The organism is Streptomyces blastmyceticus, from assembly GCF_039521185.1.
Taxonomy (GTDB): Bacteria; Actinomycetota; Actinomycetes; order Streptomycetales; family Streptomycetaceae; genus Streptomyces; species Streptomyces blastmyceticus.
Genome location: NZ_BAAABW010000028.1, coordinates 131,387 through 149,100 on the forward strand (window position 1 = coordinate 131,387; position 17,714 = coordinate 149,100).

General features: G+C 71.4%; 12 protein-coding genes and 1 tRNA gene. 6 read left to right on the forward strand and 7 right to left on the reverse strand.

Features of this window, described 5'->3' with window-relative positions; all coding sequences use genetic code 11:
• The first annotated feature begins 9 nt into the window (after positions 1-9).
• From ABD269_RS28280 to ABD269_RS28295, 4 genes are all read left to right on the forward strand, one after another.
• The gene (locus ABD269_RS28280; RefSeq protein WP_344122409.1) at positions 10-378 is read left to right on the forward strand and encodes an NUDIX hydrolase; all 369 of its coding nucleotides are present in this window, start codon (positions 10-12) and stop codon (positions 376-378) included.
• Positions 379-501: 123 nt separating this feature from the next.
• The gene (locus ABD269_RS28285; protein ID WP_344122412.1) at positions 502-1,602 is read left to right on the forward strand and encodes a radical SAM protein; all 1,101 of its coding nucleotides are present in this window, start codon (positions 502-504) and stop codon (positions 1,600-1,602) included.
• A gap of 11 nt (positions 1,603-1,613) precedes the next feature.
• Positions 1,614-1,781, forward strand: a complete 168-nt coding sequence (locus ABD269_RS28290; RefSeq protein WP_344122414.1) for a hypothetical protein — start codon at positions 1,614-1,616, stop codon at positions 1,779-1,781.
• 69 nt (positions 1,782-1,850) lie between these two features.
• On the forward strand, positions 1,851-2,660 hold the full coding sequence (locus tag ABD269_RS28295) for an aminoglycoside phosphotransferase (protein WP_344122416.1): 810 nt from the start codon (positions 1,851-1,853) through the stop codon (positions 2,658-2,660).
• 68 nt (positions 2,661-2,728) lie between these two features.
• Here ABD269_RS28295 and ABD269_RS28300 read toward each other — a convergent pair whose 3' ends face one another.
• Entirely contained in the window at positions 2,729-2,962 is a 234-nt protein-coding gene (locus ABD269_RS28300) for a hypothetical protein (RefSeq protein ID WP_344122418.1), read from the reverse strand.
• 104 nt (positions 2,963-3,066) lie between these two features.
• Between ABD269_RS28300 and ABD269_RS28305 the strand changes: the two genes are divergently transcribed.
• A complete protein-coding gene (locus ABD269_RS28305) occupies positions 3,067-3,786 on the forward strand; it encodes a hypothetical protein (RefSeq protein ID WP_344122420.1) in 720 nt (239 codons plus the stop codon).
• Positions 3,783-5,555, forward strand: a complete 1,773-nt coding sequence (locus ABD269_RS28310; RefSeq protein ID WP_344122422.1) for a tyrosine-type recombinase/integrase — start codon at positions 3,783-3,785, stop codon at positions 5,553-5,555. Before ABD269_RS28305 ends, ABD269_RS28310 begins: the two co-directional genes overlap by 4 nt.
• A gap of 43 nt (positions 5,556-5,598) precedes the next feature.
• On the opposite strand, the gene ABD269_RS28315 is transcribed toward ABD269_RS28310, so the two are convergent.
• The 6 genes from ABD269_RS28315 to ABD269_RS28340 all read right to left on the reverse strand — a co-directional run bounded on the left by ABD269_RS28315 (position 5,599) and on the right by ABD269_RS28340 (position 17,646).
• Positions 5,599-5,672, reverse strand: a tRNA-Thr gene (locus ABD269_RS28315).
• 98 nt (positions 5,673-5,770) lie between these two features.
• Entirely contained in the window at positions 5,771-7,417 is a 1,647-nt protein-coding gene (locus ABD269_RS28320) for an alpha/beta hydrolase (protein WP_344122424.1), read from the reverse strand.
• Positions 7,418-7,882: 465 nt separating this feature from the next.
• The gene (locus ABD269_RS28325) at positions 7,883-9,097 is read right to left on the reverse strand and encodes a DNA polymerase III subunit delta' (RefSeq protein ID WP_344122426.1); all 1,215 of its coding nucleotides are present in this window, start codon (positions 9,095-9,097) and stop codon (positions 7,883-7,885) included.
• 193 nt (positions 9,098-9,290) lie between these two features.
• A complete protein-coding gene (gene tmk, locus ABD269_RS28330; RefSeq protein WP_344122428.1) occupies positions 9,291-12,749 on the reverse strand; it encodes a dTMP kinase in 3,459 nt (1,152 codons plus the stop codon).
• 177 nt (positions 12,750-12,926) lie between these two features.
• Entirely contained in the window at positions 12,927-15,761 is a 2,835-nt protein-coding gene (gene topA / locus ABD269_RS28335; RefSeq protein WP_344122430.1) for a type I DNA topoisomerase, read from the reverse strand.
• Between the two features lie 358 nt (positions 15,762-16,119).
• Complete coding sequence (locus tag ABD269_RS28340) at positions 16,120-17,646, reverse strand: DUF7059 domain-containing protein (RefSeq protein WP_301893621.1); 1,527 nt, start codon at positions 17,644-17,646, stop codon at positions 16,120-16,122.
• Between the last annotated feature and the right edge of the window lie 68 nt (positions 17,647-17,714).

Consider the following 17,714-nt stretch of genomic DNA (forward strand, 5'->3'; position numbering starts at 1 on the left):
GCAGTTGGCATGGAGACAGCACCCAGGGCGGCGGCGTACAACGCGCGCACGAAACTCGGCCTGGATATCACGCCGGGGCCGGCGCTCGTCTTCGATCACGTGCCCGAGAACGAGTCGACCGGCGCCAAAGAAGGGCTGAACATCGTCTTTGACGGCGGAATGTTGACTGGCGCTCAGGTCCGGTCGATTACGCTTTCTGCTGCGCCCTCAGCGACCGAGCCCGAGATCACCGCGTACCGATTCATGACCAGCACGGACCTTCTGTATCTCGTGTCGGATTACCAACGAGTGCGCATCCGTGCTGCTGCGCAGCAGCGCGGCCTCGGCGGCATCCCCTACTTGTACGCCGGAAAAGCGATCACCCGGAGCGCTGCCTAGTCCCCCGCTCTGCCCATCCTGGGGATCTTCCGGGCGGGGCGGGACTGCACCACCGACCGGCCGCTACCACGCGGCGGCCGGTCGGCCACTGATGAGACGAGCGCGACCATCCCCGGAGGGCCCATGCATGCAGTCATCGCGAGTCCCCAGGAACAGAAGTACGTGATCGTACGGCCGGGCGCACGGGCCGGCATGCAGATACCCCGCGCCATGTACCAGCAGCTCGCCGACACCGTCGCCGCGCGCCTCCCCGTTCCCTCCTGGCTCGTCGAGCAGGCATCCAAGGCATGGTCCATCAACCTCGCTGACGAGCGCAGCGACCGGGCCATCGTCGTCCGCCCGGTGACCTTCCTTGGGTACAGCCGCGCCACGTGGGAGATCAACTTAGGCTGCAACTACAACTGCGAACACTGCTATCTCGCCTCGCGCCCCTTCGACGGCCTGTCGCGCGACGAGAAGTTCCGCATGCTGGCCATGCTCCGCGACGCCGGCGTGCTCTGGCTCCAGATCACCGGCGGCGAGCCGCTGATCGATCCCGACTTCGGCGCAGCGTATCAACACGCCCATTCCCTCGGCATGATGATCGAGATCCTGACCAACGGCAGCCGACTGCACCAACACGTCGACCTGTTGGCGACCATGCCGCCGCACAAGGTCACCGTGTCGCTCTACGGCGCCACCGCCGAATCGTTCGACAGCCTCACCCGCCGACGAGGTTCGTTCAAGAACACCATGCGCGGCCTCGACGCCGCCCGGGACGCGGGAATCCCCTTCGAGCTCACCCTCATCATCACCAAGCACAACGCCCACGAGATCGCGGAAATGCGCGCCCTCGCCGAGCAATACGCAGCCCCGCACAAAGAGTTCTCCAACATCAGCCCCACCTACGCCGGCGGCCCCGACCCGCTCGCCACACAAGCGCCCGAGTACCTCGACAAGACCGCCGTCTTCCAAGGCTGCCCCGCCGGACACGCGTTCTTCCACGTCGACCCCCACGGCCGCGCGACCATGTGCAAGATCGGACGCGAAAACCCGATCGACCTCATGACCGAGGGACTCGACGGCCTCGTGCGTCTGCCCGCCATCGCAGACGCCCAAATGCTTCGCACCGGTGGCTGTAGCGGGTGCAAGCTCTCGGCAACCTGCCGAGTCTGCCGACCGCTCGCCAAGGCGTACCAGGAAGCGAAGGCACCACTGAACACCTACTGTCAGCACGGAGACTGAGGAGGCACGCCATGACGACTGCACCAGTCGAGATCGGCCCCCGACCGGCCACCCTGAACCTCACGCCGGTTCCCAACCAACCCGAGCCCGAGCCGACCGGCGTCGTCATCGTCGACGACGTCGAGACCCTCGCCGCCGACAACCTGCCCGGCTGCAACGACGACAACCCGTACCGGTAAGCACACACCCTGAGCGGGCCCCGCAGCGTTCATACGCTGTGGGGCCCGCTCGTCGTCACTGGAGGAACCTTGCCCACGACCCGTATCGCGTTCGAGGACCTGCCCACCGCCGTACAGACGGCCGTCGAGGAGCACACCGGCCCCGTACTCAAGATCGAGTCCTCGGCCGCCGGCTTCAACAGTGAGATCTCCGCCCGCGTCCACACCGAGACCGGCACCTGCCACGTCAAAGGACTCCGGACCACGCACCCCCGCGTCTGGACACAGCAGCGCGAGGCCGACGTCGCCCCCTACGTCCGCGGCATCGCCCCCGCCCTGCTCTGGGACATCCAAACCGGCGGATGGCACCTGCTTGCGTTCGAGGCCATCGATGGCCACCACGCCGACTACGCCCCCCAGTCGCCGGACGTCCCCAAGGTGGCCGACACCCTGCGCCGACTCAGCGCTGTTCCCTGCCCCGAGATCGAGCTACGCCATGCCGAGCAGCGGCTGCACGACTACGTCGACCGCCAAGCCGACGCCGAGCTGTTCGCCGGCGACGCCCTGCTGCACACCGACCTGAACAACGAGAACGTCCTCGTTACCGGTGAGCAGGCCCTGCTCGTCGACTGGGCATGGGCGACCCGCGGGGCGCCGTGGCTCGACGCCGGTTACTGGGTCATCTGGCTGATGGCGGCTGGCGGACACACACCCGAGAACGCAGAAGGGTGGGCGGCCCGAGTCCCAGCCTGGCAGAGCGCCCCCCGTCGGGCAGTCGATGTGTTCGCCGGCGCCAACGCGAACCTTTGGGAAGAGATTGCCGGCGCCGAGCCCGACCCATGGACAGAGCGCATGCGCGACGCTGCGCGAGGCTGGTCTGCCTACCGCTCCCTGCCGTAACCGCTTGCTTGAAAACACGTGTGCCCGGCCGACTTCTGGCAGTCGGCCGGGCACATCGCCATCGTCGGCTAGGCGGGCTGCTCGCCGCTCGGGGCGCTGAGCCCGAGGTGCCGGTGCAGGTCGTAGCGCGTTACTCGGTACTGTCGGCCGTGGCGCAACACACGGACGGGGTATGCCCCGCGTTGTGCCAGGTGGTACCCGTTCGTGCGGCCGATCCCGAGAGCGCGGTTGGCCACCTCCAGCGGCACCGCCACGGGCAAACCCATGAGTTCCTCGTGCGTCATGTCGTGCGTGCTCGTCATGCGCAATCCCTCCCGTTTTCGCTCGCCGTCACGTGAAATCGGCCTTGATCGTCAACGTACGCTAACCCCTAGTACTGCGCAACAGACAATGTTAGCTTTGCGGCATGCACAGTGACCGAACGGTAAGCGACGTCATCGCCGAGCAGGTACGGCGACACCGAACACGCCTCAACCTCACCCGTGAACAGCTCGCCGCCGAGTGCGCACGACTCGGTGCTACCGAGCTGACATACGCCGCCATCGTGAGCATCGAGACCGGCCGACGGGACAAGACCGGCAAGCGTCGCCGCCGCGAGGTCAGCGTCGACGAGCTGCTCGTGCTCGGCCTCGCCCTCGCCGTCCCCCCGCTTCTCCTGGCCCTCCCGCTGGGGACCGAGGAGACAGTGCCCACCGTGCCCGCGGCCGAGGCGCGCGACCCATACACGGTGTGGAAGTGGTTCACGGGCGAGGAGACACCGACACTGGCCGGCCCCGTCGACGGCCGCCACTACGCCGACCCCCGGCCGATCGGGGAGAACGGCCCCCGGTGGCCTGCCGCATGGGGCGCAGCGGCCTACCCAGCCTCGTTGTACCCCGAGTTCGAACGGCGCCGCCAAGCGGTCCAACGGGCCCGTCTGCGCGCCGAGGCCGAAGAGTCGAAGGGAGGTGCCACCGCTGCAAGAACCGAATACCTGCACCGCCTCGAAGAACTCGCCCGCCACATCAACGACATGGGGCGCACAGGGCTCCCGATCCCCGCCCTGCGAGCGGACGTAATCGAGGACATGAAGGGGCTCGACATGCTCGACGCCCCCGACAGCATCACACCGAGAGGCAACGAGTGAACGGCACCACAACAAAACGCTGCTACTGCCGCAGCGAGGAGACCGGCAAGCCCCTGGGGACTGCCTGCCCGAAGTTCAAGCAGCGCACCCACGGTGTTTGGTCCCTCCGGCAGGAACTGCCGCCGAACAAGGACGGCGAGCGGCGCCTCTTCCGCCGCGCCGGCTACGACACCAAGACCGACGCGCAGACCGACCTCGACAAGGTCCGCGCCCTGCTCAACATCACCGAAAAGGAGGACAAGGAGGGCCGGCGGCGCCTCGGCGACATGCTCGAAACCGTCGGGGCAAGCAAGGACCCGCTACCCGACTACGACGAGACCAAGAGAAAGTTCGCGACCGGCCAGTCACTCACACAGCACATGACCGTCGCCGAGTGGCTCGAACTATGGCTCGACGGTAAGAAGTCGCTCCGCAAGAAGGGGAAAGACAGGTACGAGGTCGACATCCGCGTACACCTCATACCGCGGATCGGGCACATCCGCCTCGACCGTCTCACCGTCCCCCACCTCGACGAGATGTTCGCCGCCATTGCCGAGACGAACATCGAGATCAACGACGCGAACATTCTCCGTCGCACCGCGCTGGACGAGCTCAAGCTCATTCCGTGGAAGGGACTTGAGAACCGCCGTCGCCGCAAGGCGATCAAAGAGACCATCGACGCGATGCCGCCATTCCGGCGGATCACAGGCGTTGCAACGCAGCACCACATCAAGGCGACGTTGCGCGCTGCCTTGAACGCCGCTATCGCGCGCGGGTCGATCATCTTCAACGCCGCCGCGCACGTCGAGCTCGAAGCACACAGACGTCCCAAGGCGCTTGTGTGGACCGAGGAGCGCATCGCCGAGTACCTCCGGACCGGCATCAAGCCGAGCCCGGTCATGGTGTGGACTCCGGAGCAAGCCGGGATCTTCCTCGACTTTCTCGCCGACACAGGAGAGCGCCTGTACGGCCTCTTCCATGTGATCACATTCCGGGGCCTGCGCCGCGGGGAGGCATGCGGCGTCCGCCGAACGGACCGGAACCGCGCAGCAGGGACTCTCACCGTTGCGACGCAGCTCGTGCAGGACGGTTGGGAGGTCATTGAGAACGCGCCGAAGACCGACAGCGGCGAGCGCGTGATCGACCTCGATCAGTACACCGATGAGATCCTCGACGACCAGGCCCTGCGGCAGGATGCCGAGCGCCTCACGTATGGGGAGGCGTGGATCGACTCCGGGCGCCTGTTCACCATGCCCGACGGGTCGTTCATCCATCCTGGGTGGCTGACAGACTATTTCGAGCGGCTCGTCGAGCTTTCGGGTCTGCCGCCGATCCGGCTGCACGATCTGCGGCACGTCGCCGCCTCGCTCATGCTCGCCGCCGGCGTCGACATCAAGATCGTGTCCGAGACCCTCGGCCACAGCGAGAGCCGGATCACGCGGGACATCTATCAGTCGGTCATGCCGAAGGCTGCTCGCGAGGCCGCCGAGGCGACTGCGGCCATCGTGCCGCGCGGTGCGGCCCGTCGTGCTGAGCAGACGCCCGCCGAGGCGGCAACCGCCGATCCGCGCGTCGAGCAGGTCGCGCAGACGGCTATCGATCACCTCGTCGCGCAGATCTTCGCAGCGGCCGGGGAAGGCGGCCGCACCGTCGAGGAGATCACTCAGACGGCGCTCGCCCACCTTGCCGGGCAGGCAGCCGATGCGGTTGCAAATCAGGATGGGCACGCAACGGGCACGCAGAACGGCGCGAAGATCATCGAGTTCCGCCCCCGCCGAGTCCCGGCATAAGAAAAAGCCCAGGTCACGGGCAATGTGACCTGGACTTTCACTGAGCCGCCTTCGGGATTCGAACCCGAGACCTACGCATTACGAGTGCGTTGCTCTGGCCAACTGAGCTAAGGCGGCAAGCTGCCGGACACCGGTTCGGCATCAGCAGCGCGCCCAAGTCTACACAGTTTCGAGGGGTGCTCCGTACACGGTGGCCGGGAGGGGGGATCCGCAGGTCAGGAGCACTTCTGGGCGGCGGGCGGCGGGGTGGTCGTGAGGAGGTAGTCGTTGATCGCGGTGTCGATGCAGCGGCTGCCCCGGGTGTAGGCCGTGTGACCGTCGCCGTCGTAGGTGAGGAGGCGGCCCGAGTCCAGCTGGGAGGCGAGGGAGCGGGCCCAGGGGTAGGGCGTCGCGGGGTCGCGGGTGGTGCCGACGACGAGGATGGGGGCGGCCCCCCTGGCCGGGATGCGGTGGGGGCGGCCGGTGGCGGGCAAGGACCAGTAACCGCAGGTCAGAGCCGACCAGGCGAGGCTGGTACCAAAGACGGGCGACGCCTTCCGGAACTCGGGAAGGGCCTCGCGGACGTCGTCCGGGTCATGGAAGGCCGCCGGGAGGTCGAGGCAGTTCACGGCGGCGTTGGCGAACATCAGGTTGGTGTACGCGCCCTTGCCGTCCCGCTCGTAGTAGGCGTCCGAGAGCCGGAGCAGCAGGGCGCCGTCGCCGTGCTGCGCGGAACTCAGCGCCTTGCGGAGGAGGCCCCAGGCCGCCTCGTCGTACATGGCGGAGATCACACCCGTCGTGGCCAGGCTCTCGGTGAGTCTGCGGGCCTTCCCGACCTGGATCGGACGGGCGTCGAGCTGCTTGAAGAGCGCGCTGAGCCGGTCCCCCGCCGCGGTGGCGTTCGCGGCGGGGGCCAGGGGACAGTCCTTGCGCTTGAGGCAGTCCTGCACGAAGGCGGTGAAGGCGGTCTGGAAGCCGGCGGTCTGGTCGAGGTTGATCCGCTCCGAGTCCAGGGAGGGGTCCAGGGCGCCGTCGAGCACCATGTGGCCGACGCGGGACGGGAAGAGCCCGGCGTAGGTGGCACCGAGGAAGGTGCCGTAAGAGGCGCCGACGTACGTCAGCTTCTCGTCGCCCAGGGCCGCGCGCAGGATGTCCATGTCGCGGGCGGCGTCGACGGTCGAGACATGGGCCAGCAGCCTGCCCGTGCGGGTCGCGCAGCTGTCGGCGAACTTCTGGTACGCCTCGACCAGCTCGGCGATCTCGGTGGCGTTGTCGGGCGTCTGGTCGACCTGGGTGTAGGCGTCCATCTCGGCGTTGGTGAGACAGGTGACCGGCTGGCTCGCGGCGACGCCGCGCGGGTCCATGCCGACCATGTCGTAGCGGGCGCGGACGGCGGCGGGATAGCCGACCCCCGCGTACTGCTGGAGGTAGTTGACCGCCGAGCCACCGGGGCCGCCCGGATTGACCATCAGGGAGCCGAGGTGCGCACCGGGGCCGGTCGCCTTCTTGCGGGAGACGGCGAGCTTGATGTCGCCGCCCTCCCGCGGCCGGTCGTAGTCCAGGGGCGCCGTCAGGGTGGCGCACTCGAAGCCGGCGGTGCCGCAGGCGTGCCAGGCGAGCCTCTGGGCGTAGTAGGGGCGCAGGGCGGAGGGGAGCGCCTTCGGGAGGGGCGCGAGGGGGGCCGCCAGGCCCGTACGGGAACGGACGGTGTCGATCGCGCCCGCGGCCGGGGAGTACCCCCAGGCGCTGCCGTCGCCCCTGGCCTGGGGTCTCGCCGCCGCGGACGCGCTCGGCGCCGAGTCCTCCAGGGCACAGCCGGAGATCAGCAGTGCCGCGGTCGCGATGACGGCGCCTGAGGTGCGGAGCAGACGGCTCGAATCCATCGGCTGGTCCCTCTGATGGAGTGAATGGAGTGATCGGGCATGAAAAGTGCGGGCAGCGGGAATGACTGTTGGTTACGACAGATCACGATGCCCGCACGGAGCGTATCCATATGGGTGTGCGGCATGGCCAGTCGCGGGGCCACTAGGCCTCGTATGAGTGAGATCGCGTAACTGTCGGCGCCCGCGCGCGTGGGGAACCGGTCCGAGCCGTCCTGGCGGATGGCAGCCCGGCTGCGGGCCGTCCGCCGCCTGCGGCGGGAGCTCCCCCGGCTCACGCTCGAAGGTGCCCGACGGGCTGCGATGCGCACTCGCATCAGCCGCATCCAGCCCGTGGGGGCACCTCTGGGGGCACCCTCGGACGGAGTCTGGGGGAGGTAGCCGGGGGAGCTTGAGGACACCGCCGCGCAGCGGTGGTGCGGACGACAACCACCCGCAGAACCGCGGCCGGTGGAGTACAGCCGGCGCTCAGCCCGCCCGCAGGGCCATCGTCATCGCCTCGACCGCGAGGAGCGGTGCCACATTCCGGTCGAGGGCGCGGCGGCACTCGATGATCGCCTCGATGCGGCGCAGGGTCCCCTCCGGACCGGAGCCCGAGGCGACGCGCTGGAGGGCGTCCCGGACGTCGGTGTTGGCGAGCTCCACGCGCGAGCCGAGCTGCATCGCCAGCACGTCGCGGTAGAAGCCGGTCAGATCCACGAGGGCGAGGTCGAGGCTGTCGCGCTGGGTGCGGGTGCTGCGGCGCTTCTGCCGGTCCTGGAGCTCCTTCATGGCGCCCGCCGTGCCGCGCGGGAGGCGGCTGCCGGTGCCGGCCGCTGCGCCCAGGGCGGCGCGCAGCTCCTCGGTCTCCTTGGTGTCGACCTCCTCGGCGACCTGCTTGGCGTCCTCGGAGGCGGCGTCGATCAGCTCCTGCGCGGCCTTCAGACAGCCGCCGACGTCGTCGACGCGGAGCGGGAGCCTGAGGACGGCCGTGCGGCGGGCGCGGGCGCGCTCGTCGGTGGCGAGGCGGCGGGCGCGGCCGATGTGGCCCTGCGTGGCCCGCGCCGACTGCCCGGCGATCTCGGGCTCGATGCCGTCACGGCGGACGAGGAGGTCCGCGACCGCCGCCACCGGCGGCGTGCGCAGGGTGAGCAGGCGGCAGCGGGACCGGATCGTCGGCAGCACGTCCTCCAGGGACGGCGCGCACAGCAGCCACACGGTGCGCGGAGCGGGCTCCTCCACCGCCTTGAGCAGGACGTTGCCCGCGCCCTCGGTCAGCCGGTCGGCGTCCTCCAGGACGATCACCTGCCAGCGGCCGACCGCCGGGGACAGCTGGGCGCGGCGGACGAGGTCACGGGTTTCCTTGACGCCGATCGAGAGCTGGTCCGTGCGCACGATCTCCACATCGGCGTGCGTGCCCACGAGACTGGTGTGGCAGCCGTCACAGAATCCGCAGCCGGGGACCCCGCCGACGGAGCGGTCCGGGCTGACGCACTGGAGCGCGGCGGCGAACGCGCGGGCCGCGGTGGCCCGCCCCGACCCGGGCGGACCGGTGAACAGCCAGGCGTGCGTCATCGACCCACCGCTGTCACCCGGGCCCGGCTCGCCGCCCGCGCCGGTGACCAGCGCGTCCGCGTCGCGCGCGGCGGCGGAGAGCTGCTCCGTCACCCGGTCCTGGCCGACCAGGTCGTCCCACACCGCCATGACTGCCCTCCGAGCTGTTCGTCCTGCGGCTACCCATTGTGGGACACGGCACTGACATGGAACGCCACGCCGGCCTCCGCGGAGGGGGCGAGCAGCGGGGTCCGGGGCGGAGCCCCGGTCTCAACTCCGGCCGACGTCGAGGCCGCTCGCCGCAGGCGCGCCGCACACCCGAGCCCCATCCAGCCCGCCCGACCTAGTGGCCGCCCCGGCGACGCCCCTTGCGGTCCTCGTCAGCCTGGCGGCGCGCGTTCCCGCGCGGACCCAGCAGCTCGTCGGCCAGCGTGGGCGCGTCGTCGGAGGCAGGTTCCGCCCAGCCCGGCCGGCGCCGCCGGCTCTCCGGGCTCTCGCCCGCGGTCTGCGGGATCTCACGCGTCCGCTCGCTGTCCGCGCCGTCGTCGTCCGGCCGGAACAGCCACGTCGGCACGCGGTCCGCCGGGTCCTCCGGGCGGTCGACCCGGGCGGCCGGACCCGTGCCTTCCGGCCGTACGGGCGGCAGCACCGCGGTCTCGTCCTCCGCACCGGGCGAGGCAGGGGCCTCCGCCTCGGAAGCGGAAGCGGGCTTCGCGGGGCGGGCGGTCGGCTGCGGAAGGACCGCCGTCTCCTCGGACTCCGAGCCGCCGCCGGCCTTCTCCGGTTCCATCCCCCAGGTGACGCGCTGCGGCGGCTCCGGGCGGACGACGGGCGTCGCGGGCCGTACGGGCGGGAGCACCGCCGTCTCGTCGGCGGCGCCTTCCGGCTCCGTACGCGGCTCGGCTCCCGGCTCGGCCTGCGGCTCGACGCGCGGCCGCTCGACCGTCGGGGTCAGGTCGGGGTCGCCGAGCCGCGGATCCGGCCGGCCGAGGACCGGCCTCCGCACCGTCCGCGTCCGGTCGGAATCACCGGAACGGGCCGCCCCGCGCTCGGGCGGAGCCGGCGCCTCCACCGTCTGCGTCTCCTCGGAACCGGCAGAACCGGCAGAACCGGCAGAATCTGCAGCGGCTTCCGGCTGATCACCCTTACGGAGCGACGGCCGCTCGACCGTCGGCGCCTCGGAAGCCGAAGCGGACACCGCGGCCGAAGCGGACGCCGCTGCGGCCGCGGCCGCCGCCTCCGCCTCGATGCGCGCCCGCTCGGCCCTCAGCAGCGCCTCTTCCGCCTTGCGCTGCTTCTCCAGGCGCCGTTCCTCCGCCTCCGCGCGCAGCCGGGCCTCTTCCTCGGCCTGCTTGCGGAGCCGTTCCTGCTCGGCGGCGCGCGTGCGCTCCTCCGCCTCGCGGCGCAGACGCTCCTGCTCCGCGGCGAGGCGCGCTTCCTCGGCCCGCTTCCGGGCCTCCTCGGCGACCCGCGCCTCTTCCCGCAGCCGCGCTTCCTCCTGCTCGCGCCGCTTGCGCTCTTCCTCCTCCGCCCGCAGCTTGGCGAGCTGCGCCTGGCGCTCGCGCTCCAGGCGCTCCTCCTCCGCCTTGCGCGCGGCCTCTTCCTCGGCCTTGCGCCGGGCCTCCTCCTCGGCCGCCTTGCGCGCCTGCTCCCGGGTCTCGATCTCGTGGGCGGAGAGCGGGAGGACCTCGTCGAGCCGGTGCCGCACGACCGTGGAGACGGCCTCCGGCTCCTGCCCGGCGTCCACGACGAGATACCGCGCCGGGTCGGAGGCTGCGAGGGTCAGGAACCCGGTCCGTACGCGCTGGTGGAACTCCGCCGGCTCGGACTCCAGCCGGTCCGGCGCCTCCGTGAAGCGCTCGCGGGCGGTCTCGGGCGAGACGTCGAGCAGCACCGTCAGGTGCGGGACGAGCCCGTCCGTGGCCCAGCGCGAGATGCGGGCGATCTCGGTCGGCGAGAGGTCGCGCCCGGCGCCCTGGTAGGCGACGGACGAGTCGATGTAGCGGTCGGTGATGACGACCGCGCCGCGCTCCAGCGCGGGCCGTACGACGGAGGCGACGTGCTCCGCGCGGTCGGCGGCGTAGAGCAGGGCCTCGGCCCGGTCGGACAGCCCGGCGGAGCCCACGTCGAGCAGGATCGCGCGCAGGCGCTTGCCGATGGCCGTCGCGCCGGGCTCCCGGGTGACGACGACCTCGTGGCCCTTGGCGCGGATCCAGTCGGCGACGGCCTGCACCTGGGTCGACTTGCCGGCCCCGTCGCCGCCCTCGAAGGCGATGAAGAAGCCGGTACCCGACGGCGCCTGCGCCGGGTCGCCGCCGCGCAGGACGTCCATCAGGTCGCGGCGGAACGGTACGCCGTGCCGGTCGTCCGTCTTGCCGAGGACGACGGCGCCGACGGGCAGCAGCAGCGCGCCGATGAGCATCAGCGTGAACGCCGCCCCGCCGTGCGCGAAGACGAAGCTGCCGCTCTCCAGCCGGTGCGGTCCGATGGCGGCGGCGAGCAGCGGCGCAAACACCGCGCCGAGCGCCGCGGTGACGCGGACGACGGCGTGCAGGTGCTCGGTCGTACGGGCCCGCCGGGCCTCCTCGGTCTCCTGGTCGAGCAGGGAGTGCCCGGTGTTGGCGACGATGCCCGCGCAGACGCCCGCGAGCAGGATCAGCAGGAGGACCGTCGTCGGGTCCGGCACCAGGCCCGCGACCAGCAGCGCGAGGCCGGTCAGGGTGAGGGCCAGCGCGAGCAGGCGGCGGCGCGAGAAGCCCGGCAGGACCTTCCGCGCGGTGCGGATGCCGATGACGGGGCCGCCGCTCAGCGCGAGCACCAGCAGCCCGAAGGCCACCGGCCCGCCGCCCAGGTCGACGGCCTGGAGCGTGGCCACGCCGACGGCCGCGGCGATCGCGCCCGCGACGGCGGCACAGGCGAGGACGAGCACCGGGATCGCGCCCGTGCGTCCGGTGTCGGGGCCCTGCGGCGTCCGGGGGCGGCGCAGTCCCTCAAGGGGGGAGCGCACGCGCGGCGACTGCACGCCGGGAAGTTCGAGGAGGTAGAGGATCGTCGCCGACCCGGCGAACAGCGCGGCCGCCAGGAAGGAGCCCAGCGCCGCCTGGTGCGCGTGGAACCACGCGATCCCGGAGCCGAGCAGATTGCTGATCAGGGTGATGACGACGAGCGCGGCCGCGGCTATGGGCAGGGCGACGAAGTTCGTACGCAGCGAGAGGCGGCGCAGCGCGTCGTGGTGATCGGGCAGCGGGCGTACGGCCGCGCCCTCGGTGGGCGGCCTGGGCAGCAGCGCGGGGGCCGCGCCGTCCTTGGCCACGGTCCAGAACCGCTCGGCGACGCCCATGACGAAGGCCGACACAAGCAGCAGCGCGAGCGCCCTGGTGCCGGTCCAGCCGATCCACAGCGGCGCCACCACCAGCAGCGCCAGCCGCACGCCGTCGGCGGCGAGCATCGTCCAGCGGCGGTCCAGCGGGCCGTTCGGCGCGATCAGCGAGGAGACCGGCCCGAGCAGGACGGCGCCGAAGAGCAGGGTCGCGAGCAGCCGCGCGCCGAGGACCGCGGCGATCGCGAGGGCGGCACCGCGGTAGCCGCCCCCGAAGGAGCCCGCCGCGACGGCCGCCTGGAGCGACAGCAGCAGGAGCACCAGGAGGGCGAGGGAGTCCCCGATCCCGCCGACGAACTGCGCGCTCCACAGCCGCCGGAGCGGCGGGATGCGCAGCAGGGCCCGTACGGCACGCTCGCGGGAGTCCGCGGCCAGTGCCCCGGATGTGGGGGTTTCCACTGTTGGCTGCTCGGCTCGCGTCATCCTGCCAGCCTATCCGCCTGCGACGGGGCGCCGCGTCTCTATAGAACGCCCGTCCGAACGGTGCGGCTTCCGTTGCGCCTGCGGCGGAGCGCCCTGCGGGCGCGTCCTCAAACGCCGGACGGGCTGGTTTTTCCAGCCCGTCCGGCGTTTGAGGACATCGCGCGAAGCGCGGTCCCCCTACTCCGCCGCAGCCTTCGACGCCGCCGTCTTCTTGGCAGCCGTCTTCTTCGCCGCAGCAGTCGTCTTCTTCGCGGCCGTCTTCTTGGCGACAGCCTTCTTCGCCGTCGTCTTCTTCGCCGCGGCCGCCGTCTTCTTCGCCGGCGCCTTCTTGGCCGTCTTCTTCGCCGGCCCCTTCGCCCGCTTCTCCGCGAGCAGCTCGTAGCCGCGCTCCGGCGTGATCGTCTCGACGTCGTCGTCGCGGCGCAGCGTCGCGTTGGTCTCGCCGTCGGTCACGTACGGGCCGAACCGGCCGTCCTTGACCACGACCGGGCGCTCGCTGACCGGGTCCGTGCCGAGCTCCTTCAGCGGCGGCTTGGCCGCGGCGCGGCCGCGCTGCTTGGGCTGGGCGTAGATCGCGAGGGCCTCGTCGAGCGTGATCGTGAAGAGCTGGTCCTCGGTCTCCAGGGAGCGCGAGTCGGTGCCCTTCTTCAGATACGGGCCGTAGCGGCCGTTCTGCGCGGTGATCTCCACGCCCTCGGCGTCCTTGCCGACGACGCGCGGCAGCGACATCAGCTTGAGGGCGTCCTCGAGGGTGACCGTGTCGAGCGACATGGACTTGAAGAGCGAGGCGGTCCGCGGCTTCACGGCGTTCTTGCCGGTCTTCGGCGTGCCCTCGGGCAGGATCTCGGTGACGTACGGGCCGTAGCGGCCGTCCTTGGCGACGATCTGGTTGCCGCTCCCGGGGTCCTTGCCCAGCTCGAAGTCGCCGCTCGGCTTGGCGAGCAGCTCCTCCGCGTACTCGACGGTCAGCTCGTCGGGCGCCAGGTCGTCCGGCACGTCGGCGCGCTGGTGGCCCTCGGAGTCCTTCTCGCCGCGCTCCACGTACGGGCCGTAGCGGCCGACGCGCAGCACGATGCCCTCGCCGACCGGGAACGAGGAGACCTCGCGGGCGTCGATCGCGCCGAGGTCGGTGACGAGCTCCTTGAGCCCGCCGAGGTGGTCGCCGTCGCCGTTGCCGGCGTCGGCCGCCGACCCGGCCGCCGTTCCCTCTTCGGAGCCGAAGTAGAAGCGACGCAGCCACGGCACGGCCTGGGCCTCGCCGCGCGCGATGCGGTCGAGGTCCTCCTCCATGGAGGCGGTGAAGTCGTAGTCGACGAGCCGCCCGAAGTGCTTCTCCAGGAGGTTCACGACGGCGAAGGACAGGAAGGACGGCACCAGGGCCGTGCCCTTCTTGAAGACGTAGCCGCGGTCGAGGATGGTGCCGATGATCGACGCGTACGTCGACGGACGGCCGATCTCCCGCTCCTCCAGCTCCTTGACCAGCGAGGCCTCGGTGTAGCGCGCCGGGGGCTTGGTCGCGTGGCCGTCGGCGGTGATCTCATCGGCGGTCAGCGGGTCGCCCTCGGTGACCTGCGGCAGACGGCGCTCGCGGTCGTCGAGCTCGGCGTTCGGGTCGTCGGCACCCTCGACGTAGGCCTTCATGAAGCCGTGGAAGGTGATCGTCTTGCCGGACGCGCTGAACTCGGCGTCGCGGCCGTCGCTCGCCCGGCCGCCGATCTTGACGGTGACGGAGTTGCCCGTCGCGTCCTTCATCTGGGAGGCGACGGTCCGCTTCCAGATCAGCTCGTAGAGCCGGAACTGGTCACCGGTCAGGCCGGTCTCGGCGGGCGTGCGGAAACGATCACCCGAAGGCCGGATCGCCTCGTGCGCCTCCTGCGCGTTCTTGACCTTGCCCGCGTAGGTGCGCGGCTTCTCCGGCAGGTAGTCGGCGCCGTAGAGCTGGGTGACCTGCGCCCGGGCCGCGGAGATCGCGGTGTCGGAGAGCGTGGTGGAGTCCGTACGCATATAGGTGATGAAGCCGTTTTCGTACAGCTTCTGTGCCACCTGCATCGTGGCCTTCGCGCCGAAGCCGAGCTTGCGCGAGGCCTCCTGCTGGAGCGTGGTCGTGCGGAACGGGGCGTACGGCGAGCGGCGGTACGGCTTGGACTCGACGGACCGCACCGAGAACGCCGAGTCGGCGAGGGCCGCGGCCAGCGCGCGGGCATTGGCCTCGTCAAGGTGCAGGACCGGCGAGCCGTCCTTCAGCCGGCCGGTCGAGCCGAAGTCGCGGCCCTGCGCGACGCGGCGGCCGTCGACGGCGGTCAGCCGCGCGGCGATGTTGCCCGGGTCGCTGGCGTCGCCGCCGCGCCCCGTGGCGAAGGTCCCGGTGAGGTCCCAGTACTCGGCGGAGCGGAAGGCGATGCGCTCGCGCTCCCGCTCGACGACGAGCCGGGTGGCGACGGACTGCACGCGGCCGGCCGAGAGCCGCGGCATGACCTTCTTCCAGAGGACCGGCGAGACCTCGTAGCCGTAGAGGCGGTCGAGGATGCGGCGGGTCTCCTGGGCGTCGACGAGCTTCTTGTTCAGCTCGCGCGGGTTGGCGACGGCCTCGCGGATCGCGTCCTTGGTGATCTCGTGGAAGACCATCCGGCGGACCGGGACCTTGGGCTTGAGGACTTCCTGGAGGTGCCAGGCGATGGCCTCGCCCTCGCGGTCCTCATCGGTGGCGAGGAAGAGTTCGTCGGACTCGGCCAGCAGCTCCTTGAGCTTCTTGACCTGGTCCTTCTTGTCGTGGTTGACGACATAGATGGGCTGGAAGTCGGCGTCGACGTTCACGCCGAGCCGGGCCCACGGCTCGCCCTTGTACTTGGCCGGGACCTCGGCGGCCCCGTTCGGCAGGTCACGGATGTGCCCGACGCTCGCCTCGACGACGTATCCGGGGCCGAGGTAGCCCTTGATCGTCTTCGCCTTGGCAGGCGACTCGACGATGACGAGTCGGCGGCCGCCCTGTGCGGTCTCGCTGGTCGGGGACAACTTCGCTCTTCTTCCGGTCGGCACTCGGTGTAGGCGCTGCGGTGACGCTGCGGAGTGTGACGGTACATCCCGCCCCCGTGTCAAACGGAAAAAGCCCGCAACGCCACTCGAACGGTAACCCGACAAGCGTCCTGTCTGCCGCCCGGACCGGCACACCACCGGAGTGAACCGGCGGCCGGACCCCGCCCGGGGCGTCCCCGGGCGGGCCCACGGCCACCGGAAGCGGGGGCCCGGGGGCATCCAGAACGGCCCTTTGGTCGGAACCGCACGAGGAACCGCAGGTGACAGGCCCGCCACCCGCGGTCCCAGAAGACGATGCCCAGTCGGACCTGACGTGAACCCGACCCTTCAGGACGACTTATCGACCTTCCACCGGGAGCAGGAAACCCTGCTCCACGAGGAGCCGGATCGCCTCCGGCGTACGGTCGCGGAGCCGCACCGCGTCCTCCCCGACGAGCTGCGCGATCGCGTCCAGAATCCGTCCGGCGCTGAGAGAGCCGTCACACACTCCGGCGAAGCCCGCGCCCACCGTGTCGACCTTGGTCGCCCGCCGCATTCCGCGGTTCTGGCGGAGCACGACGTGCTCCGGATCCTCCGCGCCGGGCGCCCCGACCTGCTCCTGGACGACCTCGTCGGCCAGCCGGAAACGCGCGGCGAGCAGCGCCGCGTCGTCATGCGAACGCAGGAAGTCCTGTCGCTCGAAATGGGCCCGAACGGACGCACCGAGCGGCTGCTCGACCGGGTGCGGCCACTCCTCCGCCAGCACGGAGGGCCGCTCGGAGCCCGTTTTGCGCAGCGTGATCCAGCCAAATCCGACGCCCTTGGTCCTGCGGGCCGCGAACTCGTCCAGCCACGCGTCGTAGCGCGCCGCGTACGCCTCGGGGGCGGAGCGGTGGTCGCCGCCGTCACGCAGCCACAGCTCCGCGTACTGCGCGACGTCCTGCACCTCGCGCTGGACGATCCACGCGTCGCAGCCGCGCGGCACCCAGGACGACAGCCTCTCGCGCCAGTCCTCGCCCTCGACGTGCTGCCAGTTGGCCAGCAACTGGCAGTAACCGCCGTCGTTGAGCCGCTCCCCCGCCTGCTGGACGAGCGTGCGGCAGAGGTCGTCGCCGCCCATCCCGCCGTCGCGGTAGGTGAGCCGGGCGCCCGGGGAGATGACGAACGGCGGGTTGGAGACGATCAGGTCGTACGTGTCGTGGGCGACCGGCTCGAAGAGCGAGCCCTCGCGCAGGTCGGCCTCGGGCGCGCCGGACAGGGCCAGGGTGAGCCGGGCGAAGTGCAGCGCCCGCGGGTTGAGGTCGGTCGCGGTGACCTTGGTGGCGTGCTGGGCGGCGTGCAGCGCCTGGATGCCGGAGCCGGTGCCGAGGTCCAGGGCGCTCGCCACGGGCGTGCGCACGGTGATCCCGGCGAGCGTGGTGGAGGCCCCGCCGACCCCGAGGACGAGCTCCGAGCGGTCCACCCCGGCCGGGCCCGCGGTGCCCCCGATCCCGCCGGCACCGCCGACGGCGCAGCCCAGGTCGGAGACGATCCACCAGTCCTGCCCCTCGGGGCCGCCGTAGGGGCGCACGTCGACGGTCGCCCGCACCTCGTCGCCGTCGCGCACCAGCCAGCCGTCGGCGAGGCAGTCGTCCACGGGCAGCGCGGCGGCGGCCCGGCCGTACGCGGCGGGCCGCTGCAGCAGGAACAGCCGGACCAGCGTCTCCAGCGGCCCGTCACCCCGCGTGGCGCGCAGCGCGGGAACGGTCTCGCTGCGCGCGAGGGCGGCGTAGGCGGGCGCGCCCAGCAGGTCGAGAAGGCCGTCGGCGGTGAACGCCGCGGCAAGCAGGGCATCGCGCAGCCGGTCGGTGCGCGCGCGGTCGGCGAAGGGAAGGAGCGTACTCACGCCTCTATTGTCGGGTGCGCCACGGACACTCAGCGCGCGAAGCGTGGTCCGGGGGTCTCTCGTTCGGG

What these genes read in the sequence shown, in the direction of transcription:
- ABD269_RS28280 (WP_344122409.1), top strand. Translation starts at nt 10, where the DNA reads ATGGAGACAGCACCCAGGGCGGCGGCGTACAACGCGCGCACGAAACTC.
- ABD269_RS28285 (WP_344122412.1), top strand. Translation starts at nt 502, where the DNA reads ATGCATGCAGTCATCGCGAGTCCCCAGGAACAGAAGTACGTGATCGTA.
- ABD269_RS28290 (WP_344122414.1), top strand. Translation starts at nt 1,614, where the DNA reads ATGACGACTGCACCAGTCGAGATCGGCCCCCGACCGGCCACCCTGAAC.
- ABD269_RS28300 (WP_344122418.1), bottom strand. Translation starts at nt 2,962, where the DNA reads ATGACGAGCACGCACGACATGACGCACGAGGAACTCATGGGTTTGCCC.
- ABD269_RS28305 (WP_344122420.1), top strand. Translation starts at nt 3,067, where the DNA reads ATGCACAGTGACCGAACGGTAAGCGACGTCATCGCCGAGCAGGTACGG.
- ABD269_RS28320 (WP_344122424.1), bottom strand. Translation starts at nt 7,417, where the DNA reads ATGGATTCGAGCCGTCTGCTCCGCACCTCAGGCGCCGTCATCGCGACC.
- ABD269_RS28325 (WP_344122426.1), bottom strand. Translation starts at nt 9,097, where the DNA reads ATGGCGGTGTGGGACGACCTGGTCGGCCAGGACCGGGTGACGGAGCAG.
- tmk (WP_344122428.1), bottom strand. Translation starts at nt 12,749, where the DNA reads ATGACGCGAGCCGAGCAGCCAACAGTGGAAACCCCCACATCCGGGGCA.